The sequence below is a fragment of the Chitinophaga qingshengii genome (assembly GCF_014529935.1).
Classification (GTDB): domain Bacteria; phylum Bacteroidota; class Bacteroidia; order Chitinophagales; family Chitinophagaceae; genus Chitinophaga; species Chitinophaga qingshengii.
The window spans coordinates 946,711-960,888 of the sequence record NZ_JACVFC010000002.1 but is presented as its reverse complement, the minus strand read 5'-3'; the positions used below and the strand labels follow the sequence as shown (position 1 = coordinate 960,888).

Sequence of the window (14,178 nt, the reverse complement as noted above, 5' to 3'; positions counted from 1 at the left end):
ATATCCAAATATCAAAATTTCTAAATGTTATGGCGCGTGTAATGGCTATTGATTATGGGAAAAAGAGGACCGGGCTGGCGGTAACAGATCCGCTGCAGCTGATTGCCAGCGGGCTTACCACCGTCCCTACACATGAACTGATCCCTTACCTGAAAAAATATTTTGCCGCCGAAGAAGTGGAGGCTATTATCATAGGTGAACCTAAAAACCTGGATGGCAATGCTACGCATGCCACTCCTTTGGTGGAAGAATGCGTCCGCATTCTCCGGAAAAATTTCCCGCAGGTGCCGGTAAAAAAGGTAGATGAACGTTTTACTTCCAAGATTGCTTTCCAAAGCATGATAGACAGCGGTCTGAAGAAAAAGGACCGCCAGAATAAGGGCCTGGTGGATGAAATCAGCGCCACCATCATTTTACAGGAGTACCTGCAAAATAAAATTTAGATATTTTTTATTTAAATATTTAGATATTTGATCAGGGAATCCCCTTAAATAACCAAATATCCAAATATCAAAATAACCAAATGTCGTACCTTTGCAGATCAATTAAAACCAGCACAAGATCATGATATTGCCAATTGTTGCATACGGGCACCCGGTACTGAGAAAAGTAGCAGAAGATATTACGCCCGACTATCCTCAGTTGAAGGAACTAATCGCCAATATGTGGGAAACAATGTACGGCTCCAATGGAGTTGGCATTGCCGCCCCTCAGGTCAACAAATCCATCCGTTTGTTTGTGGTAGACAGCAAACAGATCATCGATAACCTGGAAGACGATGAAAAGAACGACTATCCTGGAGATGAAGGCGTAAAGGATGTGTTTATCAACGCGCATATCGTAGAAACCGGCGGCAAGGAATGGGCTTACAACGAAGGTTGCCTGAGCATTCCTAAAGTACGGGAAGATGTATACCGCGATGAAACCGTGACCCTGTCTTATGTGAACGAAAATTTTGAGCCGCAGCAACGCACTTTCAGCGGTGTTACCGCCCGTGTGATTTTACACGAGTATGATCATATCGACGGCAAATTATTTATCGATCACCTCAAGCCGCTGAAGCGCAGAATGTTGAAAAGCAAACTCGATGATATTACCAAAGGAAAGATAAGGGTAGACTATAAAATGACATTTCCTAAATAGGAAATAATTTTGTAATGTAAAGAAAACCCTTTATTTTGGTATTGTAAAGATTAACCATCCGTATCCATTTTGGGAACTACCTTATCATATACTGAAATAGAACTTGTTCAGGGACTGCAAGCCAGGGATGAGAAGTTATTCGGTTATCTGTATGACCACTATTCACCCGCATTATATGGGGTGGCACTCAAAATAGTTACGGATGATGCTTCCGCCGGCGATGTGCTCCAGGAAGTATTTATTAAGATCTGGAAGAACATTGATCGCTACGACCCCTCCAAAGGGCGTCTTTTTACCTGGATGTTAAACATCGCCAGGAACACTGCCATAGACAGTTTACGGTCAAAAGCCCACAAACTTGACCAAAAAGTACAGGACGTCACCAGCGCAAACCTGATGTATGAGCCCCAGTTGGCTGTACACCTTTCTGTAGATCATCTTGGATTAACAAAAGTAATTGAAGGTCTTCCCAAAGACCAGCGTATTATTATTGACCTGGCTTACTTTAAAGGTTGTACACAGGAGGAAATTGCTAAAACACTGGATATTCCTTTGGGAACCGTGAAAACCAGAATGCGCAACGCAATTATGCAGTTAAGAATCCTCCTAAAACAATTATAGCAGACAGTGGATGTACAAGGCTACATATCATCCGGTATTCTTGAAAGTTATGTATTCGGGCTGTTGTCCGAAACAGAACAACGCGAAGTGGAAATCATTATCGCGCAATACCCTGCTGTAAAAGCAACGGTGCAGGAACTGCAGCAGGACCGGGAAAGATTTGTACAGCTGTACGCCATGGCACCGCCTATGGATATCAAAGACCGGCTGCTGAACATTATCCGGGAAGAAGAAACGACGGCAGGGAATAGCCTGTTGCCGGATGAACTGCGTGCACCAGGCCCGGCCCGCTCCGCGAAAGAAAAAAATACCTGATACAATAAAACAGAAAATAGTAACCGGCATGCACGGGTTATAATTGATTAATCCGTAAATTGCTGATAATACCCTCGTTAAACCATTAGTAACACGCTCGGCACAGTTTACTCAGATTAGTAAGGTAGTCATATAGATTTTTCAGCGGCGGTTGGCGCTACCTATGATTGTCATGGAATGAATTCACCCAAAAAAGTTCTGTCAACCAAACCTGGCTGCTTGTTGTGGATTATCATGTAACATACACAGAAGCTGAACTGGTGCAGGGTTTACACGCCCGCGACCAGAAAGTATTCGGTTTCCTTTATGATCACTATTCGCCTGCTCTCTATGGCGTGATCGTAAAGGTGCTGAACGATCATGGCCTGGCAGTAGATGTACTGCAGGACGTATTCCTGAAAATATGGCGCTATGCCGAACAATACAATGAAGAAAAAGGCCGCCTGTTCACCTGGATGCTGAACATCGCCCGTAATACCGCTATCGATGTGCTCCGTTCCAAATCCTATAAACTGGAACAAAAAATCCAAAACATCACAGATGACGTACATCTTGATGGCGGCTCGTTAACCGTGTACCCGTCCGTCGATCATCTCGGTTTTTCCAAAGTCCTGGACAAACTGACCAAAGAACAACGCACCCTTATTGATCTGGCTTATTACAAAGGCTGCACACAGGAAGAAATTTCCAGGGTACTCGATATTCCCCTGGGTACCGTAAAAACCAGGCTGCGTAATGCCATCATCCAATTGAGGGTGATTTTAAACAAATAAATACGTTGCGTGGACATCCAATTCATCCTATCATCCGGACTGATTGAATTGTATACTGCCGGGCTCACTTCCGATCAGGAAAGCCAGGAGCTGGAAGAAGCCATGCACCACTATCCGGAAGTAGCCGCTGCGGTAGGCGCCTGTCAGCGTAACCTGGAAGAATACGTACGGTTACAGGCGGTATCTCCGCCGGAGAATATCAAAACGCGCCTTTTACACCTGATACAAACAGATCCCTCCCTGGCGAATGATACCATAGCCACGGGTGGCGATACATCTCCCATAACACCCGCCAGCGTTGCGCCCGCCGGGGAAAAGAAACAGGTTTCCTGGAAATGGATCGCTACCGCAGCCGCCGTGCTGCTGCTGATCAGCGTAGCTTTCAATATTATTTACTTCAGCCTGTGGAAAGAATTCCAGGCAGATTACCCTAAAAACCAGTCACTGGCAGCCACGCCACTGCCCGTTAATGAAGACAAAATCAAACTGGAACAGCTAAAGAATGCTATGGCTGTCATGGAAGATCCGAAAGTATTGAAAGTGATCATGCCTGGTACCGATTCATTCCCCACAGCCGTGGCAACGGTATTCTGGAATCAGGACAATAAGCAGGTGTACCTCAAAGCGAATAACCTGCCGGAACCCGCTACCGGCAAACAATACCAGCTATGGGCCATTGTAGACGACAAGGCGGTGGACGCAGGCGTGTTTGACATGGGCGATAAAGCCCACCTGCTGCAAAAACTGAAGATTGCCGGCAATGCACAAATGTTTGCCATTACCCTGGAAAAGAAAGGCGGCGCCGATACTCCCACCCTGGGGCAGTTGTATGTGTCCGGTAAAGTTCCGGGCTGATAACCCTCCCTGCCGGTAGCCCCTGCTGCCGGCCCGTTTACACCACTGCATACAGCAGAGATACGCCTTCACTGTTTTTTAACGAATCCCTAACACCCGAAAGCTTCCCGGTTTTCCCTAAATTGCAGCATGTCACATTTTTGGAAAAGTATAGCCGCAACCGTTGTTGTGTGCTGCCTGCAACTTACTCATTTGTCAGCCCAGGATACCGCGCGGTATAAAGGAATGACGGTTAACCTGGATGAAGTGATCGTGGAAGCAAAACGTATTGGCTTCGATGTTAATAGCTTCATCAAAAGGGTAGAAGAGGACACTACCTTCTACCGTGCCTTCAAAAACCTGCATATCGTTGGGTTTCAGGCCGACAATGACATCCGTATCTTCGACAAAAAAGGACAGGTACAAGCCTCCCTTAAAAGCAAAACCGGGCAGCATGTAAAAGGCCGCTGCCGCAATATGGAAGTACTCGAGCAACAGGTGACCGGCGACTTCTATACCCGCAAAGGCAATTACAACTATTACACCGCTGAACTGTATGGTAACCTGTTTTTTACCAACGGCACCGTATGTGTGGATGGCAACGGCGAAACGCCTGAAAACGCCAGCGGCGCCATGGCCCGTCATAAAGCACAATTGAAACAGCTGATCTTCAATCCCGGTAAACCGGTGAAAGGCGTACCCATCGTAGGCCCTAAAGTAGCCATCTTTGATCGGGATGTGATGCGGTTTTATGATTTCTCCATCAGCGCAGAAAACTATGTGGATGGCACCCCTTGTTATGTATTCACCGCCAAAACCAAGCCCACCCTGAGCCGGATAGATCGGGGAGATGTAGTGATCGATGAACTGATCACCTGGTTCAATAAAGAAAATTTTGAAATCGTAGGCCGCAAATATGCCCTCTCCTATAAAACGATGTTGTTTGATTTTAATGTGAAGATGAATGTGCAGATGACCAAACAATTCGGCCTGCTGATACCCGCCCTGGTTACCTACAACGGTACCTGGGACGTAGCTTTCAAAAAACGGGAAACCGCCGCTTTTATCGCTAAATTCTATGATTTTAAGGCCGGAGAGTAACCGCTAGTATAATACCGTAACGGTACCGGTCTTGTGTACTACTTTTCGTGTATTCACTTCGCGGTAGTCCACAATCCAGACGTAAGTACCCAGATCTGCCGGTAAACCTCTAACATGGCCGGTCCAGCCTATCTGCGGGTCGTTGGTATAAAACACCCGTTCCCCCCATCGGTTGTAGATACTGAGAATATATTGGTCTACCGGGCACCGGTAACGGGGCCGGAAGTAGTCGTTGCGCCCATCTCCATTGGGTGTAAACGCATTGGGGAAATGTACGGTGCATTCGCAATCCTGGAAATATACCCTGACAGAATCCACACTTTTGCCACAGGCATTCCAGGCGGTAAGGGAATAGATTCCCGGCTGCCGTACAATGAATTGCGGTATGCTGGTACTGTCCTGCCACTTAAAAGGTGCACCGCCCGCGCCCACCACCGGGATCTCGTATACTTCATTGCGGCATAATATCGTATCTGGCCCCAGGTTTACCCGCAGCGTATCATTAAACGATACATGAATGGTATCGGACGATTCGCAGCGCCCGATCTGCGCGTGCACAAAATAATAGCCGGGTTTGGTAACATAATAGGTGGCCTGGTCGGAGTTATCCTGCCAGCGGTATTGTCCATTGCCGAAATCGGCCGTCAATACCAGGAAATTACCTTTACAGATGGTAGTATCATTGCCCAGGTTGAGTTTGCGCAGCCGGTTAAAATTCACAAAAATGGTATCTACCACATTACAAATATGGTTGATTTCTACCAGCGCCCAGATATTAGCCTCGTAATTGACGGTGATAGAAGGGGTAGTGGCGCCGTTACTCCATTTCCAGGCGGTGGCTTCCGGTACGGAAGGCGCCAGGGTAATGGATTCGCCGGGGCATAGCAGGGTATCAGGTCCCAGGCTGAAAGGATACGGCGGACCGGTAAAAGTGATGGTAATTTCATCGTCTATTTCGGCACAGCCTTTTGGAAATACCCGCACCTTGTAAGTGCCGGTGGTGCGTACCTCCTGGGTGGGTTCGGTATTGCCGGTATTCCAGAGATAGGTACAGTTTTGTGCGGTGGCGTCCAGCTGTAATTGTTCGCCCGAGCACAGCACCAGGTCCGGGCCCAGGTCTATCTTCGGTATCGGGGTATAGAACACATTGACAGAGTCAGGTATCAGGCACCCGTTGATTTTTACTTTATAGGTGGCAGAAGTGTCTACCAGTATGTCCGAGGCGGTGGAGCTGTCCTGCCACAGGTAAGTGGCGCCGGGTATTACCGGTGCACTGAGTGTCATGGTGCTACCCTGGCAGAGGGTAATATCCTGTGGGCCCAGGTCATAGATGACAGGCGTAACGATGGTGATAGGTTGTGTGGTAACGTCTTTCACGCCACCGCGCCAGGCTACCAGGGTAACGGTATAGGTACCGGTTGACTGGTAAACATGGAAAGCGCCTTTTATTTTATCGGAAGAATCTTTTTCAGCGGAAGGGGGATCACCAAAATACCATTTCACAGAATCGATTCCTGCAGGTTGTTGAATCACGAAAAAAACGCTGTCCTGCACACAGGTGGATGAGGAGGTGAAAATAGTGGCCGCTTTGGTGGTAAAAGCCACCAGCAACAAAGCCGGTAAAAGAAATAAGGTGCTAAAGGGACGACTGATGTGTAGGCTTCTCATGTGTTGACATGGTAATCGGCGCTAAGATAATTGAAATATGTAAATAAATGATAATAATTTATGATGAAGTGAATGCAGCGGTTGGGGACCGGAATGGAATGTTCATGCGGGCACCCGGGTAACCCAGGGCTTCAGCCCTGGGGTTCAAAAACAAGGGCCCATCTTTCGATCGGCCCTATGATATGAATGTTATTGTTCTTCTTCTTCCTGTAGCGGTCTTGCCGTGGTATACCGGCGCCATTTTTCGAGCACCTGGGTCATATCCGCTGGCAGCGGACTTTCAAAGTACATCTGCTGGCGGGTGCGGGGGTGGATAAAGCCCAGCTGTTGGGCATGGAGGGCATGCCGGGGCAGAATATCGAAGCAGTTTTCCACAAACTGTTTGTATTTGGCGAAGATGGTGCCTTTCAGGATGCGGTTGCCGCCATAGGTATCATCGTTAAAAAGGGAGTGACCTATATGCTGCATATGCACGCGGATCTGGTGGGTGCGGCCGGTTTCCAGGCGGCATTCTACCAGGGTCACATAATTATAACGTTCCAGCACGCGGTAGTGGGTAATAGCTTCTTTGCCATATTCGCCGTCGGGATAGGCGTCCATAATCTTGCGCAGGCGCTGGTGGCGGCCTACGTGCGCTACTACCGTACCTTCATCTTCTTCAAAATCACCCCATACAAGGGCCATATACCGGCGGTGTACGGTGTGGTCAAAGAACTGTTTCGCCAGGTCGGTCATGGCTTTTTCGGACTTTGCCACTACCAGCAGGCCGGTTGTATTTTTGTCGATGCGGTGTACCAGTCCGAAGCGCGGAATAGCAGGCGTGGTGGCTTGAGTTTTATCGCCCAGGTACCAGGAAAGGCCGTTCACCAGGGTACCGGTGTAGTTGCCGCAACCAGGGTGTACCACCATGCCGGCAGGTTTATCGATCACCATCACATCATCATCTTCATATACGATATTGAGAGGGATCTCTTCCGGCAATACTTCCGTACTTTCCGGGTTTTTATTGGAAAATACCACGATCCTGTCCAGCGGTCTGATCTTGTAGTTGGATTTAACGGGCTTGTCGTTTACCAACACCATCTCCGTATCCAGTGCAATCTGGACCTTGTTGCGGGTAGCGCCTTCAATACGGGCAGTCAGGAACTTGTCGATGCGGATAGGTTCCTGGCCTTTGTCAACCACCATATTGATTTTCTCATACAGTTCCTCACTGCCATCCCCGTTCTCCAGCTCATCTTCCAGTTCCAGCAATTCTTCAGCCATTAGATAAATTTTGGCAAAGGTAAAAAAAACTCTGATGTCCATGATTTTAGCTGATTTCGCTGGTTGGCGCTTTCTTTCCTATCTTTGCATCCGGAGATTCAGCTCCTTACACCCGGATCATCCCATCCGGTAAAAGTATAGGAGTGTAGCACGTTTCAGTATGGAAAAGCAGGAGATCATTGCCAGAGACCTTGGCAAAATCGATTACCAGGAGGCCTGGGACTACCAGGAGCAGTTGTTGAAGGAAAATGTACAACTGAAGGCCCAGGCGCACGACCAATGGCCTAAACCCACTACCAATTACCTTCTTTTTTGTGAGCATCCGCCAGTATACACCCTGGGTAAAAGCGGGCATATAGAAAACCTGTTGCTGAGCCGGCAGGAATTGGATGATCAGGGCATTGGCTTTGTACCTACCAATCGTGGCGGTGATATTACCTTTCACGGTCCCGGTCAGATTGTGGGGTATCCCATCATCGACCTGGAGAATTTCTTTACTGATATCGGCAAATACCTCCGTTGCCTGGAAGAAGTGGTGATCCGCACCCTGGCAGAATACGGTGTGACAGGGGACCGCTCACCCGGAGAAACCGGTGTATGGCTGGACCCGCACGATAAAACCAAAGCCCGTAAAATATGCGCTATGGGCGTACGTTGCAGCCGCTGGGTAACCATGCACGGCTTTGCCCTCAACGTAAATACTCCCATGAACTATTTCGACAACATCATCGCCTGTGGCATCGCCGATAAAAAGGTAGCCACCCTGGATAAGGAACTGGGCAGGGCTGTATCGGAAGAAGAAGTGAAAAGCAAGCTGAAAAAGCATTTCGGCGAGGTATTTAACTGTGATGTCCATGATTATTGCTGATTTCGCTGATTAGCGAAGACCGTAGCGGATTTTTTCGCAGCGCTTTCGATACTATTACAATAAAAAGCCCCCATTGATACACATCAATGGGGGCTTATATTTTAATCCGGTTAATACGCAATCTCTGCTTCGATCTTCGCTAATCAGCGCTAATCATGACTATCACAGTTCCGGTTACATTCTATAGTTCAACGGAATAAAGAAGTTCCATTTCTCTTTCAGATGTCCTTCTTCAAACAGTTCAAAGTTGAACCAGCCGGCATGCAGGAAAATAGCTTTCTCCAGGATGAGGGAAGGGCCTTTTACCTGTTCTATTTCAAACAGGAAGGAGCCGTTAGGCTCATAAAACTTCACGGAATATTTTTTATGGGGGGCATCTGTCAGTTTAATATTGACATTACCATCGGCAGTGGTATAGATATAGTTGGACGGATGCCATACCACTTTGGGTTCTTTGTTGTTCTCTTCACCGGCTTTACCGGCCGCTTTGGCGGCATCCCTGATATCGGCGTATTGCAGTTTCATATCTGCTCTGATAGTACTGTCCGGTAATGCCAGCATGGTTTTGCTGTACATAAAGCGGCCATTGTTAAAGAGGATAAAAAGGCGGTAGTAGTTGCTACCGGGTAATGGTTTATTGTCCAGGTAAGCGTTCCTGGTTTGGGTGGGGTAACTGGCGTAGCCGATGGTATTAAAGTTCAGTAAGCTATCCAGGGAACGCTGGATGCCGATCTCTTTTACCTCCATGAAGCCGGATATCCAGTCCAGCTGGATTTTACCGGTTTTAATGGTGGCCGTAAATTCAGGCAGTACCGGAGGCAGCATTTCCTGTCCCTTACCAGTGAGTGCAATCGATAAAAAAAGTCCTATGGCGAATGTTAAACGCGCAACCTGCTTCATACAAAAAATCCGTGATCTCTTAAAGTTGACAAAAATACACTACCGTTCAAATATAACGAACAGTTTTTATAGGGACAGAACGCCCGGAGGCAGGGAAAGATTGCCTTGTAAGCCACCGGTATGTATTAATAATACTTTGTTATTGTCTGTAAAATAGCGCTGGCGGATTAATTCATGGAAAGCATACACCAGTTTTCCGGTGTAAATGATGTCTGTTGGAATGCCGGTTTCTGCAAAAAAAGTATTGATAAAATCTATAAGTGCCGGTTTTACTTTAGCATACCCACCCCCATGAAAATCATGTAAGAGTTGCCAGTGGCGTGTTTTACCGGAATACAGGAGCGCCTTTACTTCGGCTTCCAGGTAGCCGGCTCCTTTCAATACCGGGATACCGATGACGGTTTGGTCCGGCGTGGCGCTGTTGATCAGTCCGGCCAGGGTGGTGCCGGTGCCTACGGCACAAAGGATGTGCGTAAAATGTCCGGTAGGGAAGAGGGATAGAATTTCTTCACAGCCACGGGCGCCGGCGGCATTATGCCCGCCTTCAGGAATCACATAGGTATCAGGGCGTTCCTCAAAAGTGGCGCAATTGTTTTTATACGCTTCCCTGCTCACAAACTCCAGCTGCATACCCTGTGCCAGCGCGGTTTCCAGCGTATGGCTCAGTACCTGTGGTGCTTCGCCCCGGATGATACCGGTACAGGGCAGTCCGGCCTGGCGACAGGCGGCGGCCGTAGCCGCTATATGATTGGAGTAAGCGCCGCCAAAGGTGAGGATATGTGTCTTACCCTCACTACGGGCGGCTTCCAGGTTGTATTTGAGCTTGAACCATTTATTGCCGGAGATCTCCGCATCCAGTTTGTCGAGACGCAGCATGGCGGCTTCCGGCTGCTGCGGCAGCCAGGAAGGATGGAGGGTGTCTAAAGTGATCTTCCCGGTATTCATCTTCCAAAATTATAAAAAAAACCAGGGGACCCGGGGTTGAAACCCCGGGTCCCCTGGGATGCCCTCCATCCAACATGGTGGAGGAACGATACCTTTTTATTCATTCGTTAAGAACCCGCCTTTACCGCGATACAGCTTCACCGGCTTATCCAGTTTCACTTTCAGTACGGTAACGTATTTGTCCTGTACGTTTTCGGGGACATCGATATAAACGAGTCCTGGTACAGGGCTCCAGGATATTTTACCCACTACTTTATGATTCAGTTTAGTGCCGTTGCCTACTACGCTGATATCTTCAATTTTGTTGCTCAATCCTTTGATCACCACCTGGCCGCTGGTTTTGCCGGGCAGGAAGAGATACAGGGTGCTGGAGTCTTTAGACAGGGTGGTAGGCCCGTAGAAGTGCCCCAGTGGCAGTCCGGCGATGGTGTTAAAAATCGCTTCGCCATTCTTTTTATTCCAGGCGCCCAGTTCTTTCAGCGTATGAATTTCCTCTTCGGGGATGCTGCCATCGGCTTTGGGACCTATATCCAGCAGCAGGTTACCGCCATTGGATACGGCATCTGCGAAGATGGTGATGATTTCAAAAGGTGTTTTCCAGTTGGTATCCTGTGGCTGCCATCCCCAGTTGTTGTTGATGGTCATGCACAGTTCCCACCAGTGGTAGTGCGGGCGGGTGACGGGGAAATTCTGTTCTGGTGTATCGTAATCGCCATATCCCTGCAAACGGCCATTGATAATGGTGTTGGGGTTATGGGTGGTGAGCATGGTCCGCATTTTGGGGGCTTCCCATTCTTCAGCGGAGTGTTCCCAGTCGCCATCGAACCACCAGAGGTCAGGGTTGAATTTGGTCATTACTTCTTCCATCTGGCCTTCGTAGAATTTCAGGAAACGCTGCCACCGTGCGGGTTGTGTCTTGATATCGTAACGGTTGCTGTCTTTCAGGAACTGTGGATAATCGGGATAACTCCAATCGATCAACGAAAAATAGGCACCACATTTGATACTGTCGCGGCGCAAAGCAGCATACAGGGGGGTGAGTACGTCCCGTTTAGCGGGCGTGCTGTTAACTACATCGAGTTTGCTGTATTTGCTATCCCACAAAGCCACGCCGTCGTGGTGTTTGGTGGTCACAACCGCGTAGCGGGCGCCGGATTCTTTGATCAGATCGGCCCAGGCCTGCGGGTTGTAGTTGCTGGCAGTAAAGCCTTTCAGCTGCTGCATGTAATCAGGGTAGGAGATTTTTTTGTTGTGGAAAGACCAGGATTCATCAATTCCTTTTACCGAATAAATGCCCCAGTGGATGAAGATGCCCAGTTTGGCATCGGCAAACCACTGCATTTTCCCTTTGATGTCTTCCGGATTGGTTTTCTGTTGCGCATTGGCACTCATAAAAAGCTGCATGGCACAGGCTCCCAGCACAAGTAATCTTTTCATTGTTCCGTTTAAATTAATCATTAAAATATGTGTTGCCCACAAAAAGAAAGCGTGAAAATAGGTTTAATGATTATATTTAGCGCCGATATTTTCAGGTAAATCATTGAAAATTATAAAATAATATCAGAAAGATGCAACCGACTTTATTGATTCTAGCGGCCGGTATGGCCAGTCGATATGGCAGTTTGAAGCAAATCCAGGCTTTCGGGCCTAGTGGTGAGACTATCATTGACTACTCTATTTACGACGCTATCCGTGCTGGCTTTGGCAAGATCGTGTTTATTATCCGCGAAAATTTTGCCACTGAGTTTAAGGAGATTTTTGAACCTAAACTCAAAGGCCGCGTAGCCACTGATTATGTATTCCAGAATATGGACTCTTTCACCGAGGGTTACCAGATCCCGGCTGACCGCACCAAACCCTGGGGTACTGCACACGCTATCCTGTGTGCTAAAAACGCTATCAACGAACCATTTGCCGTTATCAATGCAGATGATTTTTATGGCGCAGATGCTTTTGTAAAAATGGCAGCGTTCCTGAAAGGGGAGACCGCAGCAGATATCTATAGTGTAGTAGGATATGAGCTGGGTAAAACCGTGAGTGAACATGGTTCCGTATCCCGCGGCGTTTGTGCGGTAGACGGTCAGGGTTTCCTGTCTGCCATCAATGAAAGAACAAAAATTTATACAGACAACGGTCAGATCGTTTATGAAGAAGCTGATGGCAGCAAACACCCGCTCTCAGCGGATACGCCGGTTTCCATGAACTTCTGGGGGTTCCATCCCAGCGTATTTGACCTGAGCCAATCGCTGTTCAACGAGTTCCTGCAGAAAAACGGTACCAATCCGAAATCGGAATTCTTTATTCCGATTGTGGCCGACGAATTTATTCGCCGCAACATCGGTAAAGTAAAAGTACTGCCTACTACAGCGAAATGGTTTGGGGTTACTTACAAAGAAGATGCACCCGGGGTGCAGGCCAGTTTGTCGGAATTGGTTAACAACGGAGCATATCCCGACAATTTATGGAAATAATACCCAACAAATTAATCCTTCAGGCTTTCGGACTGGAGCCTGAAGGATTAAACGTCCAAAGATTCGGATCAGGACACATCAACAACACTTTTCTGCTCGAAAAGAAGAAGGACGGCAGCAAATATGTTTTACAGAAAATCAATGTAAACGTATTTAAGGAACCTGGAGTAATAGCCGCCAATCAGAGAATGGCCGCCGATTATCTCGCAGCACATCATCCGGGGTATCTGTTCATTACGCCAATACCCACTACCAACGGGGAAGAGCTCTTTGTAATGAACAACGAATACTGGCGAATGATTCCGTTTATTGCCGGGTCCGTGACGGTAGATCAGGCCGACAACCCAAAGCAGGCATATGAAGCCGCCAAACAGTTTGGCCGCCTTGCCAGTTACCTTTCGGGCATCGACCTGAAGCCGTTTAAAGCTTCAATTCCGAACTTTCACAACCTTACCCTCCGCTACAGCGCTTTCCAGGAAGCTATCCGTAACGCCAGGGAAGACAGAAAGGCAGCAGCAGAAGAGATGATTGAAGCCTTCCTCCGATACTCCGATATCGCAGTCACGTACGAACAGCTGAAAACAAATCCCGAATTCAGAGATCACCTGATGCACCATGATACCAAAATCAATAATGTGCTGCTCAACAAAGACACATATGAAGGTATCTGCGTCTGCGACCTGGATACACTGATGCCGGGAAAAATCATCTCAGACCTCGGAGACATGGTACGCACCTACGTCTGCCCCGTTTCCGAAGAAGAACCGGATGTCAGCCAAATCGTTATCCGCGAAGAATACTTTGAAGCCCTCATGCAGGGATACCTCGAAGAAATCGGCGGCACTTTATCAAAAGTGGAAAAAGAACAGCTCTTTTTTGCAGGCAAGTTCATGATCTACATGCAGGGAATCCGGTTCCTCACAGACTACCTCAACGGTGATGTGTATTACCCGATTAAGTACGCCCGGCACAACTTCGACCGCGCACACAACCAGCTCGTACTGCTACAGCGGCTCATCGAAAAACAAGATATATTGCAGGCGATCATCGATAAATGCCTCCATGTCAGTGAACAGGTTTAGACTAGTGAACAATTAAATGAAATCTTTCCAAAGTCCCGGTGTAATACACCGGGATTTTTTTATGCCCGCCCCATTTCTCCCGCTTTTTGACCTCACCTGATTGTTGATAATTGATAACCGGTTTTCATGGTTTGTTAGAAATAGATCAATATTCCTCTTCTTTTTTTGAATATTTTCAAAAACATATAAAG

The 14,178-nt window shown here is 47.8% G+C and carries 15 protein-coding genes; 10 read left to right on the top strand and 5 right to left on the bottom strand.

The annotated features are described in order from the left end of the window. Nucleotides 1-29: 29 nt before the first annotated feature. From ruvX to ICL07_RS19185, 7 genes are all read left to right on the top strand, one after another. Complete coding sequence (gene ruvX, locus ICL07_RS19215; RefSeq protein WP_188089638.1) at nt 30-443, top strand: Holliday junction resolvase RuvX; 414 nt, start codon at nt 30-32, stop codon at nt 441-443. 121 nt (nt 444-564) lie between these two features. Further along, on the top strand, nt 565-1,143 hold the full coding sequence (gene def / locus ICL07_RS19210) for a peptide deformylase (RefSeq protein WP_188089637.1): 579 nt from the start codon (nt 565-567) through the stop codon (nt 1,141-1,143). 69 nt (nt 1,144-1,212) lie between these two features. After that, nucleotides 1,213-1,764 (top strand): RNA polymerase sigma factor, encoded by a 552-nt coding sequence (locus tag ICL07_RS19205; RefSeq protein WP_188089636.1) that lies wholly within the window; start codon nt 1,213-1,215, stop codon nt 1,762-1,764. Between the two features lie 6 nt (nt 1,765-1,770). Beyond that, nucleotides 1,771-2,079 carry an anti-sigma factor gene (locus ICL07_RS19200; protein WP_188089635.1) on the top strand — a complete coding sequence of 103 codons (309 nt, stop codon included), beginning with the start codon at nt 1,771-1,773 and terminating at the stop codon, nt 2,077-2,079. A 224-nt stretch (nt 2,080-2,303) separates the two neighbouring features. Then, a complete protein-coding gene (locus ICL07_RS19195; protein WP_188089634.1) occupies nt 2,304-2,852 on the top strand; it encodes a sigma-70 family RNA polymerase sigma factor in 549 nt (182 codons plus the stop codon). Between the two features lie 9 nt (nt 2,853-2,861). Continuing rightward, entirely contained in the window at nt 2,862-3,707 is an 846-nt protein-coding gene (locus ICL07_RS19190) for an anti-sigma factor domain-containing protein (RefSeq protein WP_188089633.1), read from the top strand. Nucleotides 3,708-3,836: 129 nt separating this feature from the next. After that, the gene (locus ICL07_RS19185; protein ID WP_188089632.1) at nt 3,837-4,787 is read left to right on the top strand and encodes a hypothetical protein; all 951 of its coding nucleotides are present in this window, start codon (nt 3,837-3,839) and stop codon (nt 4,785-4,787) included. Between the two features lie 3 nt (nt 4,788-4,790). Here ICL07_RS19185 and ICL07_RS19180 read toward each other — a convergent pair whose 3' ends face one another. Together ICL07_RS19180 and ICL07_RS19175 are read right to left on the bottom strand one after the other, a co-directional pair. Further along, on the bottom strand, nt 4,791-6,455 hold the full coding sequence (locus ICL07_RS19180) for a T9SS type B sorting domain-containing protein (protein WP_188089631.1): 1,665 nt from the start codon (nt 6,453-6,455) through the stop codon (nt 4,791-4,793). A 189-nt stretch (nt 6,456-6,644) separates the two neighbouring features. Further along, on the bottom strand, nt 6,645-7,721 hold the full coding sequence (locus tag ICL07_RS19175; protein WP_188089630.1) for an RluA family pseudouridine synthase: 1,077 nt from the start codon (nt 7,719-7,721) through the stop codon (nt 6,645-6,647). A 160-nt stretch (nt 7,722-7,881) separates the two neighbouring features. Here ICL07_RS19175 and lipB point away from each other — a divergent pair, with 160 nt between their 5' ends. Then, nucleotides 7,882-8,589, top strand: coding sequence for a lipoyl(octanoyl) transferase LipB (lipB, locus tag ICL07_RS19170; RefSeq protein WP_188089629.1), 708 nt, complete (start codon nt 7,882-7,884; stop codon nt 8,587-8,589). A gap of 174 nt (nt 8,590-8,763) precedes the next feature. Here the strand turns inward: lipB and ICL07_RS19165 are convergent, their stop codons facing one another. The 3 genes from ICL07_RS19165 to ICL07_RS19155 form a co-directional block, all read right to left on the bottom strand. Then, nucleotides 8,764-9,489: a hypothetical protein gene (locus tag ICL07_RS19165; protein WP_188089628.1), complete on the bottom strand. Its 726-nt coding sequence runs from the start codon at nt 9,487-9,489 to the stop codon at nt 8,764-8,766. Nucleotides 9,490-9,555: 66 nt separating this feature from the next. Then, nucleotides 9,556-10,434: a 1-aminocyclopropane-1-carboxylate deaminase/D-cysteine desulfhydrase gene (locus ICL07_RS19160; RefSeq protein WP_188089627.1), complete on the bottom strand. Its 879-nt coding sequence runs from the start codon at nt 10,432-10,434 to the stop codon at nt 9,556-9,558. 96 nt (nt 10,435-10,530) lie between these two features. After that, nucleotides 10,531-11,871 carry an alpha-L-fucosidase gene (locus ICL07_RS19155; protein ID WP_188089626.1) on the bottom strand — a complete coding sequence of 447 codons (1,341 nt, stop codon included), beginning with the start codon at nt 11,869-11,871 and terminating at the stop codon, nt 10,531-10,533. A 131-nt stretch (nt 11,872-12,002) separates the two neighbouring features. Between ICL07_RS19155 and ICL07_RS19150 the strand changes: the two genes are divergently transcribed. Continuing rightward, a complete protein-coding gene (locus ICL07_RS19150; protein ID WP_188089625.1) occupies nt 12,003-12,905 on the top strand; it encodes a sugar phosphate nucleotidyltransferase in 903 nt (300 codons plus the stop codon). Next, the gene (locus ICL07_RS19145; RefSeq protein WP_188089624.1) at nt 12,896-13,987 is read left to right on the top strand and encodes a phosphotransferase enzyme family protein; all 1,092 of its coding nucleotides are present in this window, start codon (nt 12,896-12,898) and stop codon (nt 13,985-13,987) included. The genes ICL07_RS19150 and ICL07_RS19145 overlap by 10 nt, the downstream gene beginning before the upstream one ends. The last annotated feature ends 191 nt before the right edge of the window (nt 13,988-14,178 follow it).

Excerpts from the sequence above, each read along its gene's own strand:
- ruvX (WP_188089638.1), top strand. The coding sequence starts at position 30 with ATGGCGCGTGTAATGGCTATTGATTATGGGAAAAAGAGGACCGGGCTG.
- ICL07_RS19155 (WP_188089626.1), bottom strand. The coding sequence starts at position 11,871 with ATGAAAAGATTACTTGTGCTGGGAGCCTGTGCCATGCAGCTTTTTATG.
- ICL07_RS19160 (WP_188089627.1), bottom strand. The coding sequence starts at position 10,434 with ATGAATACCGGGAAGATCACTTTAGACACCCTCCATCCTTCCTGGCTG.
- def (WP_188089637.1), top strand. The coding sequence starts at position 565 with ATGATATTGCCAATTGTTGCATACGGGCACCCGGTACTGAGAAAAGTA.
- ICL07_RS19165 (WP_188089628.1), bottom strand. The coding sequence starts at position 9,489 with ATGAAGCAGGTTGCGCGTTTAACATTCGCCATAGGACTTTTTTTATCG.
- ICL07_RS19185 (WP_188089632.1), top strand. The coding sequence starts at position 3,837 with ATGTCACATTTTTGGAAAAGTATAGCCGCAACCGTTGTTGTGTGCTGC.
- ICL07_RS19145 (WP_188089624.1), top strand. The coding sequence starts at position 12,896 with ATGGAAATAATACCCAACAAATTAATCCTTCAGGCTTTCGGACTGGAG.
- ICL07_RS19150 (WP_188089625.1), top strand. The coding sequence starts at position 12,003 with ATGCAACCGACTTTATTGATTCTAGCGGCCGGTATGGCCAGTCGATAT.
- ICL07_RS19180 (WP_188089631.1), bottom strand. The coding sequence starts at position 6,455 with ATGAGAAGCCTACACATCAGTCGTCCCTTTAGCACCTTATTTCTTTTA.
- ICL07_RS19175 (WP_188089630.1), bottom strand. The coding sequence starts at position 7,721 with ATGGCTGAAGAATTGCTGGAACTGGAAGATGAGCTGGAGAACGGGGAT.
- lipB (WP_188089629.1), top strand. The coding sequence starts at position 7,882 with ATGGAAAAGCAGGAGATCATTGCCAGAGACCTTGGCAAAATCGATTAC.